The 26,494-nt window shown below is 37.8% G+C and carries 24 protein-coding genes and 1 riboswitch; of the genes, 13 read left to right on the plus strand and 11 right to left on the minus strand.

Translation table 11 applies throughout. The features are described 5' to 3' along the window. The first annotated feature begins 315 nt into the window (after positions 1-315). From M5A78_RS06080 to M5A78_RS06090, 3 genes are read left to right on the plus strand one after another with little or no spacing between them, the layout of a single operon-like run. Entirely contained in the window at positions 316-1,854 is a 1,539-nt protein-coding gene (locus M5A78_RS06080) for a spore germination protein (RefSeq protein WP_248734397.1), read from the plus strand. After that, positions 1,841-2,941, plus strand: a complete 1,101-nt coding sequence (locus tag M5A78_RS06085) for a GerAB/ArcD/ProY family transporter (protein WP_248734398.1) — start codon at positions 1,841-1,843, stop codon at positions 2,939-2,941. Before M5A78_RS06080 ends, M5A78_RS06085 begins: the two co-directional genes overlap by 14 nt. Then, positions 2,938-4,065 (plus strand): Ger(x)C family spore germination protein, encoded by a 1,128-nt coding sequence (locus tag M5A78_RS06090; RefSeq protein WP_248734399.1) that lies wholly within the window; start codon positions 2,938-2,940, stop codon positions 4,063-4,065. Before M5A78_RS06085 ends, M5A78_RS06090 begins: the two co-directional genes overlap by 4 nt. Positions 4,066-4,165: 100 nt before the next feature. Here the strand turns inward: M5A78_RS06090 and M5A78_RS06095 are convergent, their stop codons facing one another. Beyond that, positions 4,166-4,963 (minus strand): alpha/beta fold hydrolase, encoded by a 798-nt coding sequence (locus M5A78_RS06095; protein ID WP_248734400.1) that lies wholly within the window; start codon positions 4,961-4,963, stop codon positions 4,166-4,168. A 320-nt stretch (positions 4,964-5,283) separates the two neighbouring features. Here M5A78_RS06095 and M5A78_RS06100 point away from each other — a divergent pair, with 320 nt between their 5' ends. Beyond that, entirely contained in the window at positions 5,284-5,841 is a 558-nt protein-coding gene (locus M5A78_RS06100; RefSeq protein ID WP_248734401.1) for an NADPH-dependent FMN reductase, read from the plus strand. Between the two features lie 57 nt (positions 5,842-5,898). Here the strand turns inward: M5A78_RS06100 and M5A78_RS06105 are convergent, their stop codons facing one another. Then, complete coding sequence (locus tag M5A78_RS06105; RefSeq protein WP_248734402.1) at positions 5,899-6,117, minus strand: DUF2922 domain-containing protein; 219 nt, start codon at positions 6,115-6,117, stop codon at positions 5,899-5,901. 39 nt (positions 6,118-6,156) lie between these two features. Continuing rightward, positions 6,157-6,375, minus strand: a complete 219-nt coding sequence (locus M5A78_RS06110; protein ID WP_248734403.1) for a DUF1659 domain-containing protein — start codon at positions 6,373-6,375, stop codon at positions 6,157-6,159. Between the two features lie 294 nt (positions 6,376-6,669). On the opposite strand from M5A78_RS06110, the gene M5A78_RS06115 reads away from it, so the two are divergent. From M5A78_RS06115 to M5A78_RS06145, 7 genes are all read left to right on the plus strand, one after another. After that, a complete protein-coding gene (locus M5A78_RS06115; RefSeq protein ID WP_248734404.1) occupies positions 6,670-7,302 on the plus strand; it encodes an FMN-dependent NADH-azoreductase in 633 nt (210 codons plus the stop codon). A gap of 503 nt (positions 7,303-7,805) precedes the next feature. Beyond that, on the plus strand, positions 7,806-8,435 hold the full coding sequence (locus M5A78_RS06120; protein WP_248734405.1) for an AmiS/UreI family transporter: 630 nt from the start codon (positions 7,806-7,808) through the stop codon (positions 8,433-8,435). A 327-nt stretch (positions 8,436-8,762) separates the two neighbouring features. Then, positions 8,763-8,848, minus strand: a riboswitch (cyclic di-GMP riboswitch). Between the two features lie 460 nt (positions 8,849-9,308). Next, positions 9,309-10,316: a glutaminase gene (locus M5A78_RS06125; protein WP_406603669.1), complete on the plus strand. Its 1,008-nt coding sequence runs from the start codon at positions 9,309-9,311 to the stop codon at positions 10,314-10,316. Between the two features lie 383 nt (positions 10,317-10,699). Further along, positions 10,700-13,132, plus strand: coding sequence for a sensor domain-containing protein (locus tag M5A78_RS06130; protein ID WP_248734406.1), 2,433 nt, complete (start codon positions 10,700-10,702; stop codon positions 13,130-13,132). Between the two features lie 29 nt (positions 13,133-13,161). Then, a complete protein-coding gene (locus M5A78_RS06135; RefSeq protein WP_248734407.1) occupies positions 13,162-14,031 on the plus strand; it encodes a GGDEF domain-containing protein in 870 nt (289 codons plus the stop codon). Between the two features lie 183 nt (positions 14,032-14,214). Next, on the plus strand, positions 14,215-15,705 hold the full coding sequence (gene glpK, locus M5A78_RS06140) for a glycerol kinase GlpK (RefSeq protein ID WP_248734408.1): 1,491 nt from the start codon (positions 14,215-14,217) through the stop codon (positions 15,703-15,705). Between the two features lie 242 nt (positions 15,706-15,947). After that, entirely contained in the window at positions 15,948-17,609 is a 1,662-nt protein-coding gene (locus M5A78_RS06145; RefSeq protein WP_406603671.1) for a glycerol-3-phosphate dehydrogenase/oxidase, read from the plus strand. 344 nt (positions 17,610-17,953) lie between these two features. On the opposite strand, the gene M5A78_RS06150 is transcribed toward M5A78_RS06145, so the two are convergent. The 8 genes from M5A78_RS06150 to M5A78_RS06180 form a co-directional block, all read right to left on the minus strand. Continuing rightward, positions 17,954-18,097 (minus strand): YvrJ family protein, encoded by a 144-nt coding sequence (locus M5A78_RS06150; protein WP_248734410.1) that lies wholly within the window; start codon positions 18,095-18,097, stop codon positions 17,954-17,956. 131 nt (positions 18,098-18,228) lie between these two features. Next, on the minus strand, positions 18,229-18,447 hold the full coding sequence (locus tag M5A78_RS06155; protein ID WP_248734411.1) for a DUF2922 domain-containing protein: 219 nt from the start codon (positions 18,445-18,447) through the stop codon (positions 18,229-18,231). A 39-nt stretch (positions 18,448-18,486) separates the two neighbouring features. Beyond that, a complete protein-coding gene (locus tag M5A78_RS06160; protein ID WP_248734412.1) occupies positions 18,487-18,705 on the minus strand; it encodes a DUF1659 domain-containing protein in 219 nt (72 codons plus the stop codon). A gap of 289 nt (positions 18,706-18,994) precedes the next feature. After that, the gene (locus tag M5A78_RS06165; protein ID WP_248734413.1) at positions 18,995-19,783 is read right to left on the minus strand and encodes a sigma-70 family RNA polymerase sigma factor; all 789 of its coding nucleotides are present in this window, start codon (positions 19,781-19,783) and stop codon (positions 18,995-18,997) included. A 79-nt stretch (positions 19,784-19,862) separates the two neighbouring features. After that, positions 19,863-20,336, minus strand: a complete 474-nt coding sequence (locus M5A78_RS06170) for a hypothetical protein (protein ID WP_248734414.1) — start codon at positions 20,334-20,336, stop codon at positions 19,863-19,865. Positions 20,337-20,504: 168 nt separating this feature from the next. After that, on the minus strand, positions 20,505-21,245 hold the full coding sequence (gene tatC / locus M5A78_RS06175; RefSeq protein WP_248734415.1) for a twin-arginine translocase subunit TatC: 741 nt from the start codon (positions 21,243-21,245) through the stop codon (positions 20,505-20,507). 277 nt (positions 21,246-21,522) lie between these two features. Next, a complete protein-coding gene (locus tag M5A78_RS24675) occupies positions 21,523-21,654 on the minus strand; it encodes a hypothetical protein (protein WP_264760437.1) in 132 nt (43 codons plus the stop codon). 5 nt (positions 21,655-21,659) lie between these two features. Further along, entirely contained in the window at positions 21,660-22,118 is a 459-nt protein-coding gene (locus M5A78_RS06180; RefSeq protein WP_248734416.1) for a hypothetical protein, read from the minus strand. A 332-nt stretch (positions 22,119-22,450) separates the two neighbouring features. Between M5A78_RS06180 and M5A78_RS06185 the strand changes: the two genes are divergently transcribed. Both M5A78_RS06185 and M5A78_RS06190 read left to right on the plus strand, forming a co-directional pair. After that, positions 22,451-23,854, plus strand: coding sequence for a M28 family peptidase (locus tag M5A78_RS06185; protein ID WP_248734417.1), 1,404 nt, complete (start codon positions 22,451-22,453; stop codon positions 23,852-23,854). 752 nt (positions 23,855-24,606) lie between these two features. Further along, positions 24,607-26,151: a glutathione ABC transporter substrate-binding protein gene (locus M5A78_RS06190; RefSeq protein WP_406603672.1), complete on the plus strand. Its 1,545-nt coding sequence runs from the start codon at positions 24,607-24,609 to the stop codon at positions 26,149-26,151. The last annotated feature ends 343 nt before the right edge of the window (positions 26,152-26,494 follow it).

The following is a 26,494-nucleotide window of genomic DNA, read 5'->3' on the forward strand; positions in this document are numbered from 1 at the left end:
ATGTACAGACGAGCAAAATTCTAGCTAGTTATTAAATGAGGCGGGCTTCATGGTGAAGCCCGCCTCTTACATATTAAAGAAGTTCGTAATCCGTCACATTGCAGGTAGAATCCAATAAGTCACGCTCCATGTAAAAGGGCTGGTGATAGAAACCAAGCCCTTCCTTTGCTCCCATCTCTGCAGATCACTTTGAATTTGCTGATGCCAACTTCATCGAAGATTGATCATGAGGAAGGACTTAAAATCTTATTTTTTGAATAAATAAACCACTTTAACACAACCTAAATAATATGCATTTTTTGGGAGGGTTGGTAAATGGTTTTATTTAAAAAAAGGAAAAAAAAGAATAATCTTTTAAAAAAAACGGATCAGACACAAGTAGAAGGGCCATTAATTTTCTCAGACATGAATGATAATCTGACGTATATAAAAAATCATCTTAATCATACAGCTGATTTAAAAATCCAAACTATACGAAATGGTGATTTTGAAACCGCGATTGTATTCATCGAAACGCTCGTTGATAAAGAACTAATACAAGATAAAATTATTGATCCGCTTTTTCAACTAAAGAGTTTTAAAGACAGAGAAGACATTGCCACTGTCATTAATTTAGAGACGATTTCATGTTCCAATCTTTCACAAGCGGTAAACGATCTAATTAATGGGAATACTTTGTTGTTTGTGAGTACAAGGGCTTACGCATTCTCCGTTAATACACAAAAATTTGGAAATAGGAGTATTACAGAACCTTCAAGTGAGAAAGTAGTAAGAGGGGCACACGATGGATTTATTGAAAGCCTAGGGGTTAATATTCAGTTAATTCGAAAACGTATTTTAAATCCAAACTTAACAGTAAAGTATTTTTCCGTAGGGAAAGAAACAAAAACGAAGGTAGCACTTCTATATATGAATCAGTTGGCTAACACTTATTTAATAACGGAAATTGAACGGAGGATTGATTCTATTTCCACAGATTTTATTATGCCTAGTAGCTATCTTGAGGAACTTATTGAGGATTCTTCATTTTCACCTTTCCCTCAAATGCTTAATACCGAAAGGCCTGACCGGACCATGGCTAATTTGCTTGAAGGCAGGGTTGTTCTATTGGTGGACAACACCCCTACAGCATTGATTTTGCCTGTTACTTTTTTTTCATTTTATCAATCTCCCGATGATTATAATTCACGCTTTTTCTTAGGCACTTTTTTCCGAATCGTTCGATTACTAAGTTTTTCTCTTGCCGTAGGATTACCATCTTTATATATTGCGATCATCGCTTTTCACTATGAAGTTTTGCCAGACCAATTAATATTGCCAGTTAAAAGTTCGGTTGAAAACATTCCTTTTCCCCCACTTCTTGAAGCCTTGATTATGTTGATTACCATAGAGTTAATTCAAGAAGCCGGAATCAGATTGCCAACCACAATTGGACAAACCATTGGAATCGTAGGTGGGCTTGTCATTGGCGATGCCGTAGTTAGTGCAGGTTTGATTTCAAATACGATGCTTGTGGTCGTAGCAATAACCGCCATTTCTTCCTTTGTAGTGCCTTCAACTGAAATGAGTGGATCGATGCGTATCATACGATTCCCATTTATGTTAGCAGCTGCAACGATGGGATTTATCGGAATTGTGTTTTGCTTTATGGTTATTCTCATTCATTTATGTAAGTTAGAGTCGTTTGGTACACCCTACTTTGCGCCATTGACTCCACTCCGAATAACAGATTTTAAAGACTCTATTTTACGATTGCCGATTTGGAAATTGAACAATCGTCCGTTGGATCCTCATCCGCAACAGCTTAAGCAACAATCCAATTCCAGAGACTGGGGAAAAGATGATGAAAAGTGAGCATACAATCACACAAGGACAACTGGTATTTTATATCATACAAACACAAATTGGTATCGCATTATTATCTTTACCCTATACGCTCTTTAAGGTTTCCAAACAGGATGCATGGATTTCTATCCTTATTGCTGGTATTTTTGTTCAGATCTTTTTAGTGATATTTTGGTTATTAAATAGTAGATTTCCTACATTAACTATTTATGAAATCCTGCCAAAATTAATAGGGAAAATTCTGGGTAAAGTAATGGTGTTTTTATATGCCTTTCAGTTTACACTTTTTTCAAGTGCAGTACTTATTTTTTATGGGCACCTTTTGAAAATATGGGTTCTGGAAAATACGCCAATTTTCGTTGTCATCCTGCTTTTGGTTTTTACAGGAGTTTACTTAGGTAAACAAAATTTACGTATTATTGCACGTTTTAGTGTTTTTGTTTCCTTTTTCTTACTAGTTCTCTTTGTCTTAGTTGCATTAAGCTTCAAGGATGCAAACTTCCTCTATCTATTGCCCATGGCCAAAACCGGATGGTTTACGATTTTAAAAGGATCGAAAGAAGCCACATTAGCCATCCTTGGTTTTGATGCGTATTTAGTTATAGGCCCGTTTGTCCAAGGTCCGGCAAAAGGAAAGTTAAAAGCCGTAACGATCGCGAACCTTTTTGTTACTCTTTTTTATACCTATTTGGTAGTTGCTTCCTTAGCCTATTTTAGTCCTGAAGAAATGAAAATCATCCCGGAACCCATTTTGTATCTTATAAAATCCTTCTCCTTTGGTGTGGTAGAACGTACGGATTTAGTGTTTATATCGATTTGGATGGTGATGGTAACCACCTCATTTGTAAATTATTTATATATTGCATCCACTGGAGTAGCTACTCTATTCGGACAGCCTTCTCATTCTAAGTTCGTACCCTATGTTGCAGGAGTTGCTGCTCTCATCGCGCTTTTCATTGATAACAGGGAAACAATAAAATTCTTTACTAAATTTGTTACCAATGCCGGAATGGTCCTAGTATTGTTTCTCCCCTTAATTCTTCTACTAATTTCGTATCTTACACGAAAAAAAGAAACTGGAGTGAAAAACTATTGAAAGGACTAAAATACCTTCTTGTTCTGTTGTGCTTATTATTTCTCTCAGGTTGTTGGGATCAGAACCCATTAAAAGATTCGAGTCTTGCCATGGCGAGTTCAAGTGATCTGAGGAGTGATGGAAAGCTATTATATGCTGCATCATTTCCGAGGAGCACACAAGGAGGAAAGGGAGGTTCACAACAACAAATAGTTGAAATTGTTTCAGCTACCGCCAATACTCCAAGAGAAGCTCAAATGAAAATTGATTCTAAAATATCGGGAACATTTGACTCTTCAAAATTAAGGGTACTGTTAATTGGCGAGGCTCTTGCTAAACAAGATATAAATTTATTTTTAGATGTTTTATATCGTAATCCAAAAACCGCGTTAAGTGCCCGTCCGGCGGTAGTAGAAGGAATGGCTATTGATCTAATTAACCTAAAATTAATTGGCGGCGAAGAAATCAGTAAATATTTAATAAATTCAATGCAAAGCTTACAGGATTTAACTATTGTTAACCATGAAAATATTGAATCAATATTTGCAAAAATGCTTGATCCAGGCCAGGATTTCTTGATTCCTTATATTAAATTGGATAAAAATAAATCGCGCGCATCAGTAAAGGGGTTGGCAATGTTTCACGGGAATAAATATTCTGGAAAGCATTTAACGGTGGATCAATCGATCATGTATCATCTCATGGAAAATGAAAAAGGAAAAATGGCTCGCTTCACAAAAAAAGTGATTAGCTCTCCTAGACCTTCCATGAATAATTACATTACAGTTAATGTAAAGAAAATGAAAAGAAAACTAAAGGTAGAAGTAAAAAAGTCTGGAGAGATAAACGCTCATATCCATTTAAACTTGAAAATGGATGTCATTGAGTACCCTCATAATCGATTGGCTTCAAAAGAGGAGATTCCAAAGTTAAATGAAATGTTATCAAAAGAGCTTACAAAAGAGGCGAAAACGGTCATAAAAAAAATTCAGGAAGCTAATTGTGACGGTTTAGGAATTGGGAGAAGAATCATCGCTTTTTATCCCAACAGATGGAAAAAATTGAATTGGGAAGTGGATTACCCAAAGATTCAAATTATTCCATCTGTCCATGTAGAAATCATTAGTCACGGAATAACCGATTAGAGGGTACAAGGCACCATCTATTTTGACAACTTTTTAGTGCTCCAGGCTTAGGTTCTATGACGAAATCAAACTATAAATTTTTATTTTCAAGGGAACTACATTATCGAGTTTTAATGGAGTTCCCCACTTGGTCATGTTTTTGAATAAACTGATTAATCATTCGGTTTAACTCAACCGCTGCCTTTGTAGGAATCTGATGCTTTTCATTTTTCATGAACATTAATTCATTCCGGGGCAATTTTTCGTGTAGGAGGTTTGCATAATAATGAAATGATTTATCTTTCGCACCAAAGACCAGTAATATGGGGTGATCAATCTTTTGTAGCTGATTGGTACAATTAAATTGTAGGCAATAACGATAATACTGCTCGATATTCCTTGCCTCTCCTTTTAGTGCTTCTTTCAGTATTTTTCTAAATGATTCCCGTGAATTGGAATTGCTCCATGAAACGGATAACGCCAATAGAGAAAGTGTTCTCGCGTTAGCTAGTTTGATGGCTAAAGAAATCCTCCGCGTTAGATACTTATCCTTCACTTCCGACAATCCGCTAACAACAATACCCCCTAATGCCCTGTCTGGGTAGGTCAGCAAAAATTCCAATAAAATAGAACCACCGGTTGAATATCCGCAAATGAACGCTTTCTTAACTCCCAGATGATCTAACAGATGTCTAATATCCTCAACAATTAGCGGATAAGTGACCGCTTGATTTGAATACGGACTTCTTCCGTGACCTCTCATATCAAAGGTAATCACTTTACATGTTTGCGATAATTCTTCAAGCTGGTACATAAAATTTGCGCTCGTGAGTAATGGCGGGTGAATAAAAATGATCGGAACCCCTTCCCCCTTAACGGTATAATATAGGCTGATACCGTACACATCCAACATCGGCATGCTTCTACTCACCTCATAAATCATCATCTTCATTTCTGGTCCGTATTGGTAACCTGTTTATCGCTGCGGGAAGTCTAACACCTTGACCTTCCTAGTTTTTTCCAAAGTCCTCTGAAACATTCCTGCCTGTTAGAGAAAAGAGGACCAAAAATGGCAAAAAAAGAACAAGTACAACGGTGTAGAATGGGGGAAACTAAAAAGGAAATAGTGAACTTCGTAGACTCCTTATGAAGGTTCGAGAAAATGTAAATATTTTATAGCCTGAACATACACAATAGTGATATATCAACCAAATTTATTCATCCTTGGAGGCATTGTATATGAAAGTTGTTGCTATAGTTGGAAGTATACGTAAGGAATCCTATAACCTTAAACTTGCAAAGTATGTTCAGAAAAAATATAAAGAACATATGGATATTGAAATATTAAGTATTCGCGACCTTCCTCATTATGATCAGGATACTGAATTAAATCCACCTCAAGTGGTGACTGAATTTAAAAACAAAGTGGCGAATGCCGACGCTGTTCTTTGGGTGACCCCAGAGTATAATTATTCGATCCCAGGAGTATTAAAGAATGCAATGGATTGGTTATCACGTGTCGATAAAATCATGATTGGTAAACCATCATGGATCATGGGTGCTACGATGGGAGTATTAGGAACAGTCCGTGCCCAGCAGCATTTACGCGATATTTTGTTTTGCCCAGGGATCGGTTCTCCGCTTTTACCAGGAAATGAAGTATATGTAGGAGCCGTTCATGAAAAAATCGATGAAACTGGGAACCTTACCCATGAACCGACGATAAAATTTATCGATACAGTTGTTGACAACTTTATCAATTGGTATAACCAATACCAACTTTGTATCAAAAAATAAGCGAATCTTACCATGATAAAAGGGGCCAACTTCATTATGAAGCCGGCCCCATCCTTATTAAACGAGTTCATATTCGGTCACATTGCGGTCAATGACTCTTGCTCCTTTTGCAGCGACAAACTTGCCGCTCGCCGTTGTGAAAACTTCTGCAGTAATAATCTGTTCCATTGCTTGTTTCACGGCTTCCTCATCAATTGGCTCTTTCGGATTGTCCACCGAAATACGTCCTGTCTTTCCAAACTCCGTGCCAAATTGCAATTCCAATGTTTTTGCCATGCTTTTCACCTCCTATCGCTTCAGTAATTCTCCTGACTCTTAAGCTAATATTTCGGAGCTGTCATTGCGCTCCACTTTGTTCAGCCTGCCATTGCATAAACCAGAAATCGCATGAGCTGCTTGATACAATTGATCTACACTTGCTTCCTTTTTGACATTGCTAAGCGTTTTGGCATTTAGGATTGGATTTCCTTCATCATCCATTCCTGTTTGAAACACCAAACGAAGTTTCGTCCCTTCTAATAACGCTTGTGCCATTGTTGCTCACCTCCTTTCACCTTTTATTTATTAAATAACGGGCAAAAAGGACATGGACGTAATATATTTTTTTGGAGGATTAACGTCTTCCTAGATTTCAAAAACTGTCTCCTTGAAATAGCTATCATCTAGGTTCACTAGGAAATACGAGAAAAGAGGACTGCTGTGCCAGGGTAGAAGCTCCATCCTTTCCAATTTTTATAAAGTGTATTTTGGTTGACGTTTATTCGAGTTTCATATATTATGAATCTGAGATACTTGCAACTAAGATAATTAAAGGAGACTTATAAAATAATGAACATATTAGTCGTAAAAGCAAATAACCGTCCAGCTTCAGAAGCTGTATCAAGTAAAATGTATGAAACTTTCATGGAGAACTTAGAAGGTGTAAATGTAACAACTTACGATGTATTTGCAGAAGATATGCCTTACTTTGGTCAAGATTTATTCAACGCTTTTGGTAAAATGCAATCCGGCGAAGCGATGACTGACGTTGAACAACGTATTTTAGCTGCAAAACAAAAAGCAATGGATGCATTATCAGCAGCAGACGTAGTTGTATTTGCATTCCCACTATGGAACTTAACGATCCCTGCTAAATTACAAACATTTATCGACTATGTATATGCAGCTGGTTTCGCATTCAAATATAACGAAAATGGCCAATTAGTCAGCTTAATGACTGACAAAAAAGCTGTTATTCTAAGTGCACGTGGCGGCATTTACTCAACTCCAGAGACTGCACCAATGGAAATGGCTGCAACTTATATGAAAAATGTTTTTGGCGGCGTATTCGGTATGGAAATCGTTGATGAAGTCATTATCGAAGGTCATAACGCAGCTCCAGACAAAGCGCAAACTATCATTGCTGAAGGATTAGCAAAAGTTGCAGATGTAGCAAGAAGTTTTTCTGCAGTTACGGCTTAAGCTTGTTTCTAACGTTATTGGAATTACGAAGATAATGTAATGATGTCCATATATATGTAATCGGACATTCGCTAAACAAAAGAGGACCGGGCGGTTTATTGCCCGGTTTTTTTGAATTCCATGATAGTCAGTTTTAGATTTGAGTGAAGGAAAAACGAACTGTAGGTCGGGAGCAGACGCCACTCAGCAAAGGGCGATTATGGGGAAAGTGGTAAAAATTAAGTTTACATTTTTTCAAAGGAAGCTTAACATTTGTTCACAACGTATGCTATAGTTATTTTGGAAATATTAAATGTAAGTATGAAGACGTTCGCTTTCTGTTACATGATAAGAAAGTATTTAATGCCCTTAAAGAGCAACTTGGCAAATGTGATTGATTGTACGTATGGGTTTATTAATATTGGTTGAAAAGGCAATTTCTCTTCTTAATAGAGAAGAGAAACTGCTTTTTCTTTTTTAAAAGGAGGGGAATGTTGTGAAAAGGGCTTTTCACAACGATTGATATGAGTTTTGTTGGTTTATTTCTTTCAGGTGCCGTTTTATTTCTAAACAGCCTAATGTCATTAGGGAAGGCTGAAGCAAAGAGTGTTGGGATTTTTAATATTTTCGTAGGAGCCATTCAAATCATTATTCCATTTTATTTACTCATGGTTTCGAATCCAAATAATTGGGATCTTTATAATATAGCGTCGATTTTTTTATTTGGCTTAACCTATTTATATGTGGGGGTAACCGTATTGAAGGGGCTTGAGGGCAATGGTCTCGGTTGGTTTTGCCTATGGGTTGCTATTATTGCTGTTGTTTATACCATTACATCTATTATCCACTTTCATGATGTGGTCAGTGCATTAACATGGGGAATGTGGGCATTTTTATGGTTTCTTTTCTTTTTATCCAATACGCTTAAAAAGAAAATTGATGAATACATTGGTATCGTTGCATTTGTACTGTCATGGGTAACGCTAACTATTCCATCGTTGCTTTACTTTTTAGGTATCTGGAATACACCCATTGTCTCTCAAATCTGGACCTATGTTTTAATTCTATCTATTTTTTATTTTGTTGCTAGTCTTGTCAAATGGAAGTTCACCTTTAAAAAAGAGAATGATGGTAAAGAGATTCAAGCGATCTAATTTAAAGTAGCACGTACAGGGTTTTAAAAAAGTATCTTTAATGCAAGAACCAGACCCGAAAGCCATCATGTTAAGATAAATTGAAGGAGCATTTAAGCATTTTTATGTATTCTTCGCACCAAAAGTAAAAAACGCTGATTGAGTAATTCAATCAGCGTCATAAACTTTTATATTTTGTTAGCTAGAAATGTCACGAAGGTACTAAGGATTATAGTGCCGATCATTATAGAGCCATATAGAATTCCTTTTTTCCTCTTTTTTCGAATCATAACTTCTTCCGGCGTAAGCCAATCTTTTTTTGACATCAATTATTCCCCTTTTCCTATTGATGGTAGCTGGCTGGCTTTGTCACAATAACAGAAGCCCCTATAGCTTTGCGTCATCACTTTTCAGTGACTTTGCCCTTAATTTAGTGCCACGACTATTATACTGTTATATCAAGTTGCTGTCACTACCTAGACTTTGCCGTAGATTGTAAGCTTTATGTTTTCGGAATCATTCAAGTGGACTATTTCCCCCTATTGTTTCCCTATAAACTTTTTCATATCATCAAATGTGATAATCTAAGAGCTAGTTTCCCCTATGTATAGGTTCCTATATTTATTATGACAAAATGAATGGTTAAATGTTGTGATTTTCTACACTGTAGGCTTGAAAATAATGAATTAACGAGTTGATAAAAAATGGTTGAATATATAGTTCGTTTAATATTTTTCATTATTTTTTGTAGTATTTTTTCTGTTCTATGGTCTAAATTTAAAATTAATATAAAATGTAAGTTGGATAGGCTTTTACTAATTCTTTGTAAAATATTCCTTTGAAGTAAATGGAGATAGAGAAGTAAACATAGCAGTAAACCTTGAGAGTAAGGAGTTGAAAAATATGGAAGTGACCAGAATAGAGGACAAAGAACACCGACAAAAAGAGGACCCATATATGAATGTTTTGGATGAATGGGTAACACATTATCGTTCATTTACTTCTGAAGGAAGATGTGCATCTTATATTCCTGTTTTGGAAAAGGCGGACCCATCGCATTTGGGCATCTGCATAATAGGACCAGATGGGACAATGATGAAATCTGGTAATTGGGATGTCGTTTTTACTTTGCAAAGCATTTCCAAAGTTATTAGCTTTATAGCTGTATGCTTGCATCATGATATTTCCTATGTGTTAGACAGGGTGGATTTAGAACCAACTGGTGATCCCTTTAACTCGATTGTTCGCTTAGAAATGCATAAGCCGGGAAAACCTTTTAATCCCATGATCAATGCTGGGGCTATAACAGTTTCTTCTCTCCTTCCGGGTGTATCAACAAAAGAAAAATTAGAGTCTTTATGTGAATTAATGGAGAAAATGGTAGGGAAACGTCCCACATTTAATGAAGAAGTTTTCCAATCGGAATGGCAAACAGCATATCGAAATAGAGCATTGGCCTACTATTTAAAAGAGACGGGTTATTTAGAAATAGAGGTTGAACAAGCATTAGAGGTTTATTTAAAACAATGTTCCTTAGAAGTAAATACAGAAGACATCGCTTTAATAGGATTGATTCTAGCCCATGATGGATATCATCCGATCCGTAAGGAACAAATTCTCCCCAAAAAGATAGCCAGGTTAGCCAAAAGTTTAATGCTGACTTGTGGAGTGTATAATGCTTCAGGTAAATTTGCTGCTTTTATTGGTCTGCCAGCAAAGAGTGGAGTTTCTGGGGGAATTATGGCAACAGTTCCACCGCGTGTAAGAATGGAAGAATTGCCGTTTATCAATGGATGCGGGATAGGCATTTATGGACCAGCCATCGATGAGTTTGGGACAAGTGTAGCTGGTGCTATGTTATTAAAACAGCTGGCAAATAGCTGGGACTTAAGTATATTTTAAAAATTTTCATATAGTAACTTTCTAGGAAAAAATCTATTCGAAATAAAAAAGCTCCTATTGTAGAAGTTGTTGACCTTGTTTTGGTCTCTTAAACAAACAAGTCTTCTACATAGGAGTTTTTTAATTGAATGGATCTGTTAATAGAAGGAATTCGATAGACGTTCTAATTCCTACCTTGGCAAATTATCTTTGAGCTACTTTTCGTTTTAAAAAATCATCATCTATGTTTAACAAGACTTTTTAAATAAAAGCAGAAAAAACAATTGGATAAAATTGGAGTATATTTCATTTATTTGTTTATGCTCCAATATTCGACAAAATATGCTAAAATTAAAAAGGTAGTAATCGCCATTTATTAAATGATTCAAGGGTGGGTGAATAAATTGATAAAGTTTCCATCAAAGGTGTATGGGGGAATTTCATTAAAAACATGGATCGTATTAATCGGACTCTATTTGTTCCCGCCCTTATTTAATTACTTTGATCTAGACGATCAGTATTTTCATAATGTTCTTTGGTTTTATTATCTTATCCCCACTTTATTGATTGTTTATAACAAAGGAATTGAATATGGAGGATTGGCCATTGTCGCATCTTCATTATTCTTCCTATCCGACGAATCCTTCCAAGAAAATGGAATCACGAAACATGAAATGATCCTCCTCTTTGAAATGATAACCATCAATTTACTTGTATCTATTATTATCGGGATTCTTGTTAAAAGGAATCGGCAAAAACAAAAGGAATTAAATCATACAAACAATTTACTGGAAAGTATTTTTCATAATCTTGATATCGGAGTTTGGTCGATAACTAAAAGGAAGAGTTTACTCCTATCCAAAGGAATCGAGAAAATTTATGGATTGTCCCGTGAAAAGGAATTACGAAACAATCAATTTTGGAGAAAGTCAATCCACCCTGATGATTTGTCTATTGCTGATGAAATTGATAATAAATGGGAAAACTCAGAGGGCTATCAATATGAGTACCGCATTTTACGGCCCAATGGAGAGGTCCGTTGGATACTTGACCAGGGGTTGCCTGTTTTTAATGAGAGCGGGGAGCATGAAAGATATGACGGGACAAACGTTGATATTACAAGACAAAAGGAACTAGAATTCCATTTAAAAGAATCAGAAGAAAGATATAAAAGTCTGGTCGAGAAAGCATTAGTTGGCGTGTTTATGATTCAAAATCACAAACTTGTTTATGTTAATCAATGGATTACCGAATTTCTTGGTTTAACAGAAAAAGAATTACTTGGAACAAGTTTACTGAACTATATGAAAGTGGCCGATCGGAACCGTATCGTTAACCATTTTCAAAAATTAATAGTGGGACAAGAATCGTTTTTTATCGATGAAATCCAAATAACAGATCAAGGTGAAGCAACTAAGTACCTTGAAATTCAAGCTACTTTAAGCTCTATCAATGGATCTTTAGCCATCATTGGAATTGCTTTAGATGTAACAGAGAAAAAGAAGACAAAGGATGAGCTTGAATACTTGGCTTATCACGATTCTTTAACAGGACTTCCTAATAAACATTACATAAATAAGGAAATTACAAAAGACTTTAATCTATCTAAAAGTTTAGGAATTCCCGTTTGCATCATGTGCCTAAATTTGGATCGGTTTAAATTAATTAATGATTCCTTTGGCCATCAAGTTGGTGATCAACTGGTTAAAATGGTTTCAAAAAGAATAATAGAATCTATAAAGCTAAGGCCTAATGGAAAGGCAATTCGAGCTGAAGGAGACGAATTTATTATTTATTTGCTAGATTCGAATGAGATGCAGGCACAGGATTTTGCTCGTAATTTATTGGAAGTCATCTCGGAACCTTTTTGTCTTGTCAATCAGGAAATCCGAATTGCTGCAAGTATTGGGATTGCCAAATTTGAAAGGGATGACTCTTTGGAGGAAGTGGTACAGAAGGCAAGTTCCGCTTTGCATTTTGCTAAAGAATTTGGGGGACATCAATATCAACTTTATTCTTCCCAATTTGGAAAACAAGCCAATCGGAGGCTTCAACTTGAACAACGTTTACGAAAGGCAATGGAGGAAAAGAATCTTGAAGTCGTTTATCAACCAAAATTAGATCTTTTTACAAATAGCATTTCTGGGATGGAAGCATTAATAAGATGGAATGATCCAATTCTTGGAGAAGTATCTCCGGCTGAATTTATCCCGATTGCTGAAGAAACTGGGATCATTATTTCCATTGGGAAATGGGTCTTAGAAACGGCTTGCAAACAAAACAGGGAATGGGATAGGAACGGTTATCCAAAGATCCATGTCTGTGTGAATATATCTAGCAAACAGTTTTTACAGGATGATTTTGTAAAAATGATTAAACATGTATTAAATGAGGCCGATTTGTCTCCCGAGTATTTAAATCTTGAAATAACGGAAAGAATCGCCTTATATGATATCGACGATGCGATTGGAAAATTACAGCAATTGAAGCAATTAGGGGTAAGTATATCTTTGGATGACTTTGGTACAGGATATTCGTCATTGAGCTATTTAAAATTGCTGCCAATCGATTTCTTAAAGATTGACCGTTCTTTTATAAGTGGTATTTTTGAAAATAAACAAGATGTAGCCATAATCGATTCCATCATTTCCTTAACTCATTCCCTCGGCATGAGAGTTGTCGCAGAAGGTGTAGAAGATGAACAACAGTTGAACATCTTAAGTGAAATGCGTTGCGATGAAATTCAAGGCTTTTATTATGCTAAACCCATGACAGCTAAAGATATAAATATATTTTTAGATAAAAAAGGTGAGTTTCATTTGGTGGATAGGGGATAAAGAGGTTTGATCAAGGGGGAAAGGAATCCATGATGTTAAGTTTATATATGAAATCCTTTGGGAGAATACCAAAGTTTATCATAGGGCTGTGCATTGTATTAACAATCAGCCCGGGTTTTTTGGCTCGATTGGATATGTTTTATATTGATGATATGGTTTGGTTTTTGTTGCTATTTCCATGCTTTATTTTTTCCTATTATTTAGGATTTGCTGGTGGACTCTTTGCTGCAGTGACCGTTAATATCTATCACATGTTTTGGTTTTTTTATGAAAAATACATTCGAATGGCAGAATTAGTCAACCAAGAATTGGCCCTTCATATGGGGGTTGCCATCGTTACTTTTCTATGTTCGATTGGCGTTGGATTATTATCGGAAAAACTAAAAGACAAACAGATACAATTACAAATTTTAAATCAAAAATTAAAACAATTGGCCTTGTATGATTCTCTAACAAGCCTTCCAAATAGACATTACTTTATGGAAAAACTATCCGAATCCTTGCTTGACGACCAATCCGTTTCCCTTATGTTCATTGATTTGGACGGATTTAAACAGGTGAATGATACATATGGTCATGTAGTGGGAGACAACATATTAAAAGAAGTAGCGCAACGATTAAAAGGGTTCTCGAATGATTTTACGTTTGTCAGCCGGCTTGGTGGTGATGAGTTTATTGTCATGTTAATTGGGGCTAACCAAGAAAAATCGAGCGAAATAGCGAAGGATATTTTAAGACTGTTACAGCTAAAGGTTAAGGATTTGATGATTTCGGCGAGTATTGGTATTGCAGTATCTAAACAGGGCGATACCCCTTCATCCTTATTAAAGAGTGCTGATACAGCGATGTATAAAGTTAAATCAACAGGAAAGAACGCTGTTGGTGTGGGTAGCCAGTAATCGAAATAAAATCCAGTAATAAAGCGAACTGAAGTCAACTTTAATCAGCCCTATATGTAAGAAGAAATAGCCATAAAAACAGGTGGGAACGGTGATGACGATTCCTGTTTGTTTGTATGGTTTTTTTCGTTGCAGCTATGGAAAAGATTAGTGCATAATCTATATAAAAGGGAGCGATCTAGGATGGAAAAATTTATTTTATCATTAGACCAAGGTACAACAAGTTCACGCGCCATACTTTTTAATAAAAAAGGAGAAATTGTCCATGTAGCTCAACAGGAGTTTCAACAATTTTTTCCAAAGCCAGGATGGGTTGAGCACAATGCAAATGAAATTTGGGGTTCCATTTTATCAGTAATGGCTTCTTGTTTAACTGAGGCTAACGTAAAGCCAGAACAAGTTGCGGGAATTGGTATGACAAACCAACGGGAAACAACTGTAGTTTGGGATAAAGAAACAGGGCAACCGATTTATCATGCGATTGTTTGGCAATCTCGCCAAACGGCAGAGATTTGTGAAGAATTAAAATCAAAGGGCTATGATCCATTATTTAGAGATAAAACGGGATTATTAATTGATGCCTATTTCTCAGGTACAAAAGTGAAGTGGATATTAGATAACGTTGAAGGTGCAAGAGAAAAAGCAGAGCGTGGAGAATTGCTTTTTGGAACAATTGATACATGGCTAATTTGGAAACTCTCTGGTGGAAGAGCCCATGTAACAGACTACTCCAATGCATCGAGAACATTGATGTACAATATTCATGACCTTAAATGGGATGAAGAATTATTAGATATTCTTTCTGTTCCTGCTTCCATGCTTCCAGAAGTCCGCCCATCCTCAGAGATATACAGTGAAACGGTGGATTATCATTTCTTTGGCTGCAATGTGCCAATTGCCGGGGTAGCCGGTGACCAACAAGCAGCATTATTCGGCCAAGCATGCTATGAAAAAGGAATGGCGAAAAATACGTATGGAACCGGTTGCTTTATGTTGATGAATACCGGTGAACAAGCAGTGAAATCTGAGCATGGTTTATTAACGACGATTGCTTGGGGGATTAACGGAAAAGTAGAATATGCATTAGAAGGAAGTATTTTTGTCGCCGGGTCTGCCATCCAATGGCTTCGCGATGGACTGCGTATGTTTAGGAATGCTGCAGAGAGCGAGAAATATGCTGTTAGTGTAGCATCAACCGAGGGTGTTTATGTCGTTCCAGCATTTGTTGGTCTAGGAACACCTTATTGGGATAGTGATGTACGAGGAGCTGTTTTTGGGTTAACACGTGGTACAACGAAAGAACATTTTGTCCGTGCCACATTAGAATCCCTTGCCTACCAAACTAAGGATGTATTGACTTCTATGGAGGCGGATTCAGGTATCTCGCTTAAAGCATTGCGTGTGGATGGTGGAGCTGTTGCCAATAACTTTTTAATGCAATTCCAAAGTGATGTGTTAAATGTACCAGTCGAACGTCCAGAAATTAGAGAAACGACAGCATTAGGTGCTGCATATTTAGCGGGTTTAGCAGTTGGTTATTGGGATAGTCAAGCGGAAATTGCAGCTCAATGGAATATGGATCAAGCGTTTACACCTGATATGGATGAAGAGGTAAGAGAAAATCTTTATACAGGTTGGAAAAAAGCCGTAATCGCTGCTAGGGCTTTTAAATAATAGCAATCTATGTGTCATTCACTTAAGTTAATATCTTGGCAGGAGAAACCAGAGAGACTATAGAAATCAGTGGAAATTGAACCATTGTGTTGCTATGGTCTCTTTTAAGGAAAAGGGAAGGAGCTCCGCAAAAATGAATCAGCTTATCTTGTATCAGTTAATAATAAACATTTTCTACGATTAGGTAGGGAGTTGATACTCAGGATAGGTTTTCGTCCCCATAGGAGGTAATCATAGTGAAAATGTTAAAATTTTCAGGTTTAAATAGGAGTACCATTTTAAAGGAAATGGCTGCAGAGGAATTTGATGTGCTTGTCATCGGTGGAGGAATAACAGGCTGTGGAGTCGCATTAGACGCTGCAACAAGAGGATTGAAAACGGTATTAGTAGAAATGCAGGATTTTGCTGGTGGGACATCGAGCAGGTCGACGAAGCTTGTTCACGGTGGACTGCGCTATTTAAAACAATACGAAGTAAAAATGGTGGCGGAAATAGGAAAGGAACGGGCGATTGTTTATGAAAATGGCCCGCATGTCACAACACCAGAATGGATGCTTCTGCCCATGCATAAGGGTGGGACGTTTGGAATGTTTACTACATCAATTGGACTACGTCTCTATGACTTTTTAGCTGGTGTTAAAAAAGGGGAAAGAAGAACGATGCTGTCTCCGGATGATACCATTCAGAAAGAGCCGCTTGTTAAAAGAGATGGATTAAAAGGCGGCGGCTATTATGTGGAATATCGCACCGATGATGCACGTTTGACCATCGAAGTCATAAAGGAAGCTGTTGCGAAAGGTGTCAAAGCAGTCAACTATACGAAGGTCATCGAACTGCTTTATCAAGCAGGAAAAGTGATCGGTGCTAAAGTGGAAAACTTATTAAATGGGACTATTCACACGATTTACGCCAAAAAAATCATTAATGCGACTGGTCCTTGGGTAGATGCACTGCGAGAGAAAGACCATTCGTTGACTGGAAAAAAAATGCGGCTCACCAAAGGGGTTCATTTGGTTATTGATCAAACAAGATTTCCTCTTAAACAGGCGGTGTACTTTGATACACCAGATGGTCGCATGGTATTTGCCATTCCAAGAGACGGGAAAACGTATGTGGGCACAACAGACACCTTTTATGATAATGATCCGATTCACCCAAAAGTGACCGTGAAAGACCGTGCTTATATTATTAAAGCGATTAATTATATGTTTCCAAAGGTAGAGATTAAGGAGGATGATATTGAATCAAGTTGGGCAGGGGTAAGACCGCTGATTTATGAAGATGGAAAGGATCCTTCTGAAATTTCCCGAAAAGATGAAATTTGGGTATCTGATTCAGGATTAGTTACGGTTGCCGGTGGGAAGTTGACTGGGTACAGAAAAATGGCGGAAACCGTGGTAGACTTAATCGTTAAGCCATTACAGAGTGAAGTAGGGCATCAGTTTAAAGCTTGCCAAACTAAGCATTTACCTATTTCAGGTGGACATTTTGGCGGCTATAGCAACTTTGTTTCCTTCATTGAGGCTAAGGAAAAAGATGGTGAGTTATGTGGATTCGCAAAAGACGAGTACCAAAAATTAGTTCATCGCTACGGTTCCAATATTGATGTTATTTTTGAGATAGCAAAAACCTATGACCCAAATAACAAATACGGTTTGCCCTTAGAGGTGTATGTTCAAATTATTTATGCTTTAGAGGAAGAAATGACAGTCAAACCAGTGGACTTTTTTATCCGCCGAACCGGGGCATTATTTTTTGATATTCAGTGGGTTCATGAGTGGAAACAGGCTGTCATCGAGTTAATGGCAGATGTTCTTGGATGGTCTGAGGAGGAGAAGGACATTTGTCAAGATGAACTAGAAACTCAACTGAAAGATGCTACGATTCCAAATGGAACGATGTGAGTAGGGAGGTGTTCTAGTAACTAGGGCTGTGTTTGGATTAGCTCAGCCCTTGCTTAGTCACGATTTCCTAATATCAAAAGGACTGTAACAAACCTTCCTTTAAATCATTTTCTCTCATCCTTTTAAGTACTTAAGTAAATTTCACCCAAGGCCCTTCTCGCGTGAGAAGAGCCATTGTTTCGTTATTCAAGTGGTACTATGCAGATCCCTTTGAGAGGATAAAGGTGGATTTATCCATCGAAACTCTTTTATTTTTCCACCGGGTCCGTTACAGCTTGAACGTCTTCACTAGTCTTTTTCTTTGCATGCACTTCTGGTTCATCGGGGTGGGGCAATGCCACTTGCTACGTTCTTTCCTTCATCCGTTCAGGAAGATTCTGAATCGATTGGACCACCATATCAAGCTTAGACTCAATCCGGTAAAGCAAATAAAGGGTCACAACGATGGGGAATCCTACTTCACTGATGATTGGAATGAATTGATCCATGAGTATGCACTCCCTTCTTTTTAAAATTCTTTTTTACTCAGACAAGATTAACTGATACATTATTGCAACGATCCGTTCCTTTTCCATACAAAAGAGGCCGGCTTCAGCATATGAATCCGGTCTCTCTGTTATTAAACAAGTTCATAATCGGTTACATTGCGCTCGATGACTTTTACCCCTTTTGCAGCGACAAACTTGCCACTAGCGGTTGTGAAAACATCTGTTGCAATAATTTGTTCCATCGCAAGTTTGACGACTTCCTCGTCAATTGGCTCTTTTGGATTGTCCAGCGACAATCGAGCAGTCTTGCCAAACTCCGTGCTAAACTGCAACTCTAATGTTTTTGCCATTTTTCTCACCTCCTATCGCTTCCATATTACACTTGACTATTAGGCTATAATTTCTGAGCTGTCATTGCGCTCAACTTTGTACAGCATATCATTGCATAACACGGAAATTGCATGTGCTGCTTGATACAACTGGTCAACAGATACATCCTTTTTAACATTGCTAAACGTCTTGGCCTTTAGGATCGGATTACCTTCATTATCCATGCCCGCTTCAAACACCAATCGAAGCTTCGTACCTTCTAATAACGCTTGTGCCATTGTCGCTCACCTCCTTTCACCCTTTATTTATTAAAAAATGGGCAAAAAGGACAGGCGCGAGAAAAATAATATTTTAAATCGGTTACAAGGCACCATCTAGTTATTTTTAAAAAGGAAAAAGCAATCGACATTCTTTTTAAGCAATGAAAGGGAGAAAATCGAGAAATGGAAGCCGGCTGAAGTGATTTCTAAACAATCGTTGGATGAAAGAGGAATCATTACAAAATGAGTAAGAAAAACAACCATGTAAAAACCGGCAAGGGCCTGATCGGCCTGCCGGTTTTGAAGTTTACGCATTTATTGTGGAGATGGGATAAGCTAGCCCTTGTTTCAACTTTACTAAAGCTTGTTTCAGGATGCGGCTGACGGTCATCTGTGACACACCTAGCTGATTGGCGATGGTTCGCTGCGACTCCATTTCGATTAAACTCAGATGCAGGATCTGCTGTTCCTTTTTGCTAAGCTGCGACCAAGCTAGGCTTAGATCCATAAAGGTTTCAACTGCCTGATATTCCCTGGCCTCGGCCCCAATCATTTCTGAAAGAGTAATCACTTCATGTTCATTATTAAGCGGGGCATCAAGCGATGCGACATGAGCGTTGGCTTGTCCAGCAAGGACTTTCTCCGTAACGTCCATTGATAGGTTGGAGTAATCAGCAATCTCTGAAATGCTAGGTGATCTCTCTTTTTTCACGGTTAATTCATCGATGGCCTGCTGAACTGTCACCCAGTTTTCTTTCATCCAGCGGGGCATTGGCTTGATCCAGGCTTTATCCCGCAGATAATTCATCATCGATCCTTTTATGCTTTTCCTTGCGTACGCTTCAAAGGGGGAGCCCTGTTTTTGATCATACCTTTCAAGCGACCGCAAGAGTGATATTTGTCCAACCTGAAATAAGTCATCATATAAATCGGGGCGATCTCGTGATAGTTTGCGTGCAGTTGAACCTACTAAATGCTTGTAGGACAAAAGCAGCTTGGTAGCTAATTGTTTGCATTTTGTCTGTTGATATAGCTGAATTTTGCTGTATTGCCTTTCCTTTGGCTTGGGAGAATGTGCTTCATGACTTTTCTTCATTAATACTTTCTCCTTTCCCTTAAGAGATTGGCTTTTTATTAGTGTCTATTATAAAAATTGTTATTATCGGTTACAACTGTTAACTCTTCGGTTCATATTGGATAGGGTCAGGAATCCACCCACTTGCTTCTAGTTCAGCGTTTGTTTGCATTGACTCCATTTCCTTCCCAAGCCGCATCATCTCATCCACATTCGGCACCATTGAATTGTTTAATTGTTTATGGTTAGGGAGATGGACAACCTTTTTTACTATAATATTTCTCAAATAATCTGCAATTTCATAAAGTTTACTTTCGGCTGCTTCTCTGACAGGTCGTGGAATTCTTTTTTCCCCATACAAAGATGGTTTTCCGAGCTTGGCCTGGTTTGGCTCGCCAGCGTTTTGATCAACAGGAATCTCTAACCAATAGGTTGATTCAGTGGAAGTATCTCGCAATGGTACTCTGTACTTTACAGATTGGTCTATTCCAATCAATGTAAATCCTTGACTTGTCAAAATTGAGTGTACCTTAGAAAATGGTCTCCTTTCAAAAACGAGAGCTTTCGTTTGCATTGTTATTCTCATCTCCTTGAATCGATTTTTGTTGATCGACAGCTTGTCGACTTATCCCTAATTACCCCGAAAAAAGGAAGATGAAACATTTTTTGTTTGGGGTTTCGGGGTAAAAAAGGTAAATAATTAAAAGAGACCAGATTCATTGTCGAATCTGGCCTCTATCATTTACTCAAGGTCTTCTGTGTTTAACAAAGCCATACGTTTTTGCTTCTTTTTATAGACAATTTTAGATAAGAAAATACTTATTTCAAATAAAAGGATCAATGGAACCGCTACTGATAGATGAGACATGATTTCTGGAGGAGAAATCATCGATGCAATAATAACTAGAATAAAATAGGCATACTTTCGTAGCTTAACAATTTTATAGGGATTTAAGATGCCCAGGGTTGTTAAAAACATTAAAATTAATGGCATTTCAAAAGCGATACCGAAGGGTAAAGTCATATCAATTAAGAAACCAACATATTTTTCTGCAGTAAATGAGGGAATCATAAGACCGTCTCCCATTTTTAGAAGGAAGGTCATGATGTTGGGAAAGATAAAAAAGTATCCAAACATAAGCCCTACGATAAAAAGTAAAAATAAGGCGGGTATATATGTCAATGCAGCCTTTCTTTCAAACGGTTTCAAGGCTGGCTTTACAAATAACCATATTTGCCATGCTAGTACGGGGATTGTTCCGGCAACTGCAATGACAGTGGCCAAGTGAAAAAAAATCCAGATGATGTCACTTGGTCCTAACACCATTAGCTTGTAGCCAAGGTTACCCATAAAAAAATTATAAATGTTTTTGGCAAAGATGAGCCCAAGAACAAGAAATAGGATAAAAGCCACGGCTGAAATGATCAACCTCTTACGTAATTCATCCATATGGTCTATTAAATGAAGTTCTTTATAATTCATGGAATTGCTCCCCTATTATTGGATAATTTGAATTATATCATTTGACTGATCCTTTGTTCCATACGAAATTTGTCGAAAATAGAATTCATCCACAATCGGCGAGCTTCTTTAAATGTACTCATAGCCAAGAACAGCGACGGCAAGAACGACAATTCCCAATACGCTAAAACCAATAGTTTTCCATTTCTTCGCATGTGGGAAAAGGCTGTCTCGGAAAGTTATTTTACAACAACTTTCTGGGACAGCCTCTTGTTCATTATCATTAGCATATACCTCATTAATTGGCGTCTTTTCCCATATCACTTTCTTTTGGCTGAGTAAAGAAAAAGATAAATAGAATGATTGGGAGCGCAATCAGAAATACTCCACCTGTTGATGGAGAAATGGTAGGAAAATCAGTTAATGACATACGTATCATTCCTTTTTAAATTTTTCGATTGGCTCTTGATGGATATTAAATCGTTTTGTCACTTTTTTATATCGGTGATAATCCTCTATTAAAGAAGGAAGAGAAGGCTCCGGGAAGGGCACTCCAAAGATTGGACCACTCACATTAAGTGTGAACTCTCTAGAACCGATAAAAATTCCTTCTACCACAATGGCTCCTTTAATGAGTAAAATAGCAAGAATGATATCAATTAGGTCCAGTAATATCGTTGCTGTTTTGTTTCCATTTATTCCTTCTAATCTTTGTGTTCCAGTGAGTGGTCCCCCTAAAGATAACCGAAAGGATTTTGTTGTTACGAACGTTCCTTTGATCGTAATTTGTCCAGTAAGTAACAAAGCAGCGGTCAGGGTATTAATATCGCGCTGAATCTCACGAATAAGATGCTTGTCATTTTTTTCTTCATGGTTCTTTTCCAGTAGGTGCACCCCTGCTTATATCCTATGCCTCAAAGGGTTGTCTGCCACTAAAATGGGTTGTTTGCAGGTCTTTAAAGTGACTGAAAATAAGAGGATAGGTCGATCTCGGTCACAAAGAAGGTGAAGCGGGCCTATTCAGGCATAAGTAGCGGGTATTTCCTCCTGTTTTTATTTCATTTTTCACCATTTATCAGCATGTGCTTACAAAAGGTGGTTTCTTTTCTAGGAACTTAGTAATTGAAATGGAGAATATCCTCTTATTTTGTAACACTTTAATAGTTTACCAAGTTACTGAAGTGATTAATAATTGAAAGCGATTACATTACTAGAGGAGTGGTTAAATGTCTAGGAAAAAAACGATGGCGGTATTATTAACGGCAGGGATAGTTTTAGGTGTTAATGGAGTATACGCACAGGGACCTCCTGCGGCACCGAACGCGCAATCTGCCACGGCTTTTGACAACAAAATTATCAAGAAGATTAGTGCGGACAACATGTATGATACGATTGCATTATTATCGGCACAACCGCGTGAGGCAGGGACGGAAGGAGAGTTAATAGGAGTTCAGTACATAAAAAGCCAGTTTGAGAAGTATGGCTATGAAACGGAGCTTCAGCCTTTTAAAATTTATAACACAGTAAAGGGCCCTCGAGTTGGGTCGCTCGTTATTAACGGTGAATCACTAAATCCCTACGTTTTCTCGGGATCCTATAGTGCAGAAGTAACGGCAGAAGTGATGAATGTTGGTCTTGCGCTCACTGGTACGGTGCCTGACACCGTAAAGGGGAAAATTGCCCTTATTGAACGCGGCACTAACCCTTTTGTGGAAAAAGTCAAAAATGTATTGGAAAAGGGAGCAGTCGGGGTCATTTTATATAATAATACCGGAACGGCCAATAATGTTGGAGTTGCAGATCCAGGCCAAAATATACCCGCTGTTACCATTACGAGAGCTCAAGGCCTTGCGTTAGTAGAGCAGCTAAAGAATGGTCCAGTTACGGCTCATGTCAAAGTAACGGGTTCCGGTTATATTGAAAAGACTTCCTACAACGTCATTGCCAAGATGAAGCCACATAAAAACAAGGATACTGGTCAAGTTGTCATGGTTGGAGCACACCATGATTCTGTACCAGGCGGACCAGGTGCAAATGATGATGCATCTGGTGTTTCAACAGTTCTTGAGCTTGCTAGAGTAATGGCAAATATGCCAATTGATACGGAGCTTCGCTTTGTTACCTTTGGTTCAGAGGAAAAAGGACTGTTGGGATCCTATCATTATGCAAGCACATTAAGTAAGGAAGAAGCTGATCGAATCGTTGCACATTTCCAAATGGACATGGTGGGAAGCAAAGATGCGGGCGGCAATAACCCCGCAGGCGGATTAATCATGTATACAATTGATGGGCAGAAAAATTTAGTAACCGATCTTGGTGCGGCTGCGGGTGCTAGAACAGCTGCCTCTGTAGCGATTCCATATGGTAAGTTAGGACGCAGTGACCACCAGCCATTCCATGAACTTGGAATTCCGGCAGCGTTATTCATTCACTCGCCGCTTGAGCCATGGTATCATACCCCGGCAGATACTATTGATAAAATTGACAAGAATAAACTACAAGAAACGGCTGAAATCGTTGGTGCGTCAGTCTATCAAATTGCAAGACCAGACACTCCAGCTTTAAAGAATGCAAGGGTTGCTCCGGTTCTAATAGATTACGATTTTGAGAATCGCCCGCCGGGTGCCTGACACAGCCCAGCAATACAAAACACCCCACGGAGGAATTGTTTTTCTGTGGGGTGTTTTCAGATTATTCTATCGGCATAGATGGGTTCTTGTATTGTGTCTTATAAATATGCTTATTTCTATTCATTCAGCATTCATTTATTTCCTTGCAGAGAGAAGTTATTTACTGACACTCATAACAGTTTCATTAATACCAGGACTACCTCTCATCGTTTATCCGTTTATTGATAGAAAGATGCGCGGAAGGACAATTAAGTTGTTAAGAAAGAAAAAGAGAAAACTGCAGGGACTCTTGCCATTTTAATGAGGTAGACCAAGGGGTTAGATAATTAGGCGTATTTTATAAATTATTAAAAAAGATGTTGAAAACGATTCCATTAGAAGTTATAATGATTTTGAATTTTAAAATAAATCTGAATTTATCTAAAAGAATTAAAAGCTAGCAAAAATGTTCATAAGAGGAATCAATATTTTTTTGTCCTATTAATTTCATCACTGGAGAAATTAATAGGTAATCTAATAAAAAATAAAGAAAAATAATAGTTTTTTATAGCATTTGTTAATACCATGAACAAAATTATTGCTAGGATTTAAGATTACTCTTATCTAGGATTCTTAATCCAAGGGGAGATAGGAGTGATTATAATCATATTTACTCAGGGATATAGCAGAGAAGGGTTCCACCCAGACCAAAACACCTGAAAAAAACAAAAAACAAAGGGGGAAATCAATTGAGCAAGGCACATTTTTGGAAAATGCTGTTGTTAGTTGTTATTTCGACAGTGTTGGTAGTTGGATGTTCTAGTAAAGAAAGTGGTGGGGAAAAGAATGACGGTAGCAAAAAAGGTGACAAAGAAATGGTTATCGCTGTCAATGAAAACTTCATTTCAATGGATCCACATAATACAGGAGATACCAATTCTAACTCTGTACAGTCAGCTATGCTTGAAGGCCTATTGGGATTTGATTCAGAAGGGAAAATAATAAAAAAATTAGCTGAAGATTATAGTGTCAGTGAAAATGCGTTGGAATACACATTTAAACTACGGCAAGGTGTAAAGTTCCATGATGGGGAAGCATTTAATGCTGAGGCTGTGAAAGCTAACTATGAAAGAATCATGAAGGACGATAGCCTCCGTTTAAATAGCCGCGGGTTTAATCTTATAACAAACATTGAGATTATCAATGATTATGAAATGAAGGTAACTTTAAAAGAACCTTATGCTGGAATGTTAACAAGATTTTCATCAGCGAAGATTCTTAGTCCTAAGCTGCTAGCAGAAGGAAAAGATAAAATTGGTAAAAACCCAGTTGGTACGGGCCCGTTTAAATTTGTTGAATGGGTTCAGGGAGATCATTTAACAGTTGAACGATTTGACGATTACTGGAATAAAGCGGACCGGGTAAAGAAAATCACTTATAAACCGGTTCCAGAAAATGGCTCACGTGTAGCTATGTTAAAAACAGGTGAAGCTCAAGTCATCTATCCATTACCAAGTCAAAACATAAAAGAGTTAGAGGGAAATAATACTATTAAGGTTGAAAAAATCCCTTCTACTATCGCTCGATATGTATCGATTAACACGATGAAAAAACCTTTTAATGACCCTCGTGTTCGCCAAGCATTGAACTATGCAGTAAGTAAGAAAGATTTTATTCATGTTGTTAACGCTGGATTTGGGTTGCCGTTAGACTCGGCTATTCCTAGTAAAACACTTTATTATAAAAAGCAGGAAGTGTATGAGCAAAATATAGAAAAAGCAAAACAGTTGTTAAAAGAAACTGGATATGAAAAAGGCTTTAAAACGGAAATATGGGGGAACACAAACTCCGATACCATGAAAGGTATGCAGTTTATCCAGCAGCAACTAAAAGCTATAGGTGTAGACCTAGAAATTAAATCAATGGAAGAAGGTACCCTATCAGACCAAATCTTCGGGGCAAAAACACCTGAAGAAGCAAAGTTACAGATGTGGTACGTAAGCTGGTCAGCCTATCCTTCTGATACTACCAATGCAACGAAGCCGTTATTCTACGGAGGTTCATTCCCTCCAAATGGAGCCAATACTGCCTATTATAAAAATGAGCAGGTAGACAAATGGATTGAGGAAGTTAATAAAACGGCAAATCCAGAGAAACAGGCAGAAATCTATGGTGATATTCAGTCTACAATCTACAAAGATGCTCCTTGGATTTTCCTTGGCGTTGATGAAATTCTAGCAGGTAAGAGAACAAATGTTGAAGGTGTGGCCATTTCTCCTGATGGCGGAATTGATGTAACTAACGCAAATATTAAGTAAATCAAAAAGGAGGCGGAGGGATGGTTCCTGATGCTTCCTTCTTTATCAGAAAGTTTTGATAGCTGTCTAGCTCTGGGCACCGTCAGCTTTTCTAGAAGATAAGAAAGTATAAAATTTTGACTTTGAGAATTGTCCAGCTCCAGCGCCCAGCGGCTAGTGGACTTCGCTCTTCTCCCTACGATAAGTCAACATCGGATCGCTTACGCTCTCCGTGTTGTCTAGCTGCAGCGCCTAGGGGCTCTGGGTCATAAGCCAATCCGTCAAGAAGGCTAAAAAGCAGCCTTCTCGCCGGCTCGTCTTATGCCTGTCGCCCCTGTGCAAGGCGCTTACGCTTTTCGATTTT

It is taken from the genome of Neobacillus rhizosphaerae, from assembly GCF_937468385.1.
Taxonomy (GTDB): domain Bacteria; phylum Bacillota; class Bacilli; order Bacillales; family Cytobacillaceae; genus Neobacillus; species Neobacillus rhizosphaerae.

Coding starts and splice junctions, on each gene's coding strand:
- M5A78_RS06080 (WP_248734397.1), top strand. CDS start 316: ATGGTTTTATTTAAAAAAAGGAAAAAAAAGAATAATCTTTTAAAAAAA.
- M5A78_RS06085 (WP_248734398.1), top strand. CDS start 1,841: ATGATGAAAAGTGAGCATACAATCACACAAGGACAACTGGTATTTTAT.
- M5A78_RS06095 (WP_248734400.1), bottom strand. CDS start 4,963: ATGCCGATGTTGGATGTGTACGGTATCAGCCTATATTATACCGTTAAG.
- M5A78_RS06100 (WP_248734401.1), top strand. CDS start 5,284: ATGAAAGTTGTTGCTATAGTTGGAAGTATACGTAAGGAATCCTATAAC.
- M5A78_RS06105 (WP_248734402.1), bottom strand. CDS start 6,117: ATGGCAAAAACATTGGAATTGCAATTTGGCACGGAGTTTGGAAAGACA.
- M5A78_RS06110 (WP_248734403.1), bottom strand. CDS start 6,375: ATGGCACAAGCGTTATTAGAAGGGACGAAACTTCGTTTGGTGTTTCAA.
- M5A78_RS06115 (WP_248734404.1), top strand. CDS start 6,670: ATGAACATATTAGTCGTAAAAGCAAATAACCGTCCAGCTTCAGAAGCT.
- M5A78_RS06120 (WP_248734405.1), top strand. CDS start 7,806: ATGAGTTTTGTTGGTTTATTTCTTTCAGGTGCCGTTTTATTTCTAAAC.
- M5A78_RS06135 (WP_248734407.1), top strand. CDS start 13,162: ATGATGTTAAGTTTATATATGAAATCCTTTGGGAGAATACCAAAGTTT.
- glpK (WP_248734408.1), top strand. CDS start 14,215: ATGGAAAAATTTATTTTATCATTAGACCAAGGTACAACAAGTTCACGC.
- M5A78_RS06145 (WP_406603671.1), top strand. CDS start 15,948: ATGTTAAAATTTTCAGGTTTAAATAGGAGTACCATTTTAAAGGAAATG.
- M5A78_RS06150 (WP_248734410.1), bottom strand. CDS start 18,097: ATGGATCAATTCATTCCAATCATCAGTGAAGTAGGATTCCCCATCGTT.
- M5A78_RS06155 (WP_248734411.1), bottom strand. CDS start 18,447: ATGGCAAAAACATTAGAGTTGCAGTTTAGCACGGAGTTTGGCAAGACT.
- M5A78_RS06160 (WP_248734412.1), bottom strand. CDS start 18,705: ATGGCACAAGCGTTATTAGAAGGTACGAAGCTTCGATTGGTGTTTGAA.
- M5A78_RS06165 (WP_248734413.1), bottom strand. CDS start 19,783: ATGAAGAAAAGTCATGAAGCACATTCTCCCAAGCCAAAGGAAAGGCAA.
- M5A78_RS06170 (WP_248734414.1), bottom strand. CDS start 20,336: ATGCAAACGAAAGCTCTCGTTTTTGAAAGGAGACCATTTTCTAAGGTA.
- tatC (WP_248734415.1), bottom strand. CDS start 21,245: ATGAATTATAAAGAACTTCATTTAATAGACCATATGGATGAATTACGT.
- M5A78_RS24675 (WP_264760437.1), bottom strand. CDS start 21,654: ATGTCATTAACTGATTTTCCTACCATTTCTCCATCAACAGGTGGAGTA.
- M5A78_RS06185 (WP_248734417.1), top strand. CDS start 22,451: ATGTCTAGGAAAAAAACGATGGCGGTATTATTAACGGCAGGGATAGTT.
- M5A78_RS06190 (WP_406603672.1), top strand. CDS start 24,607: ATGCTGTTGTTAGTTGTTATTTCGACAGTGTTGGTAGTTGGATGTTCT.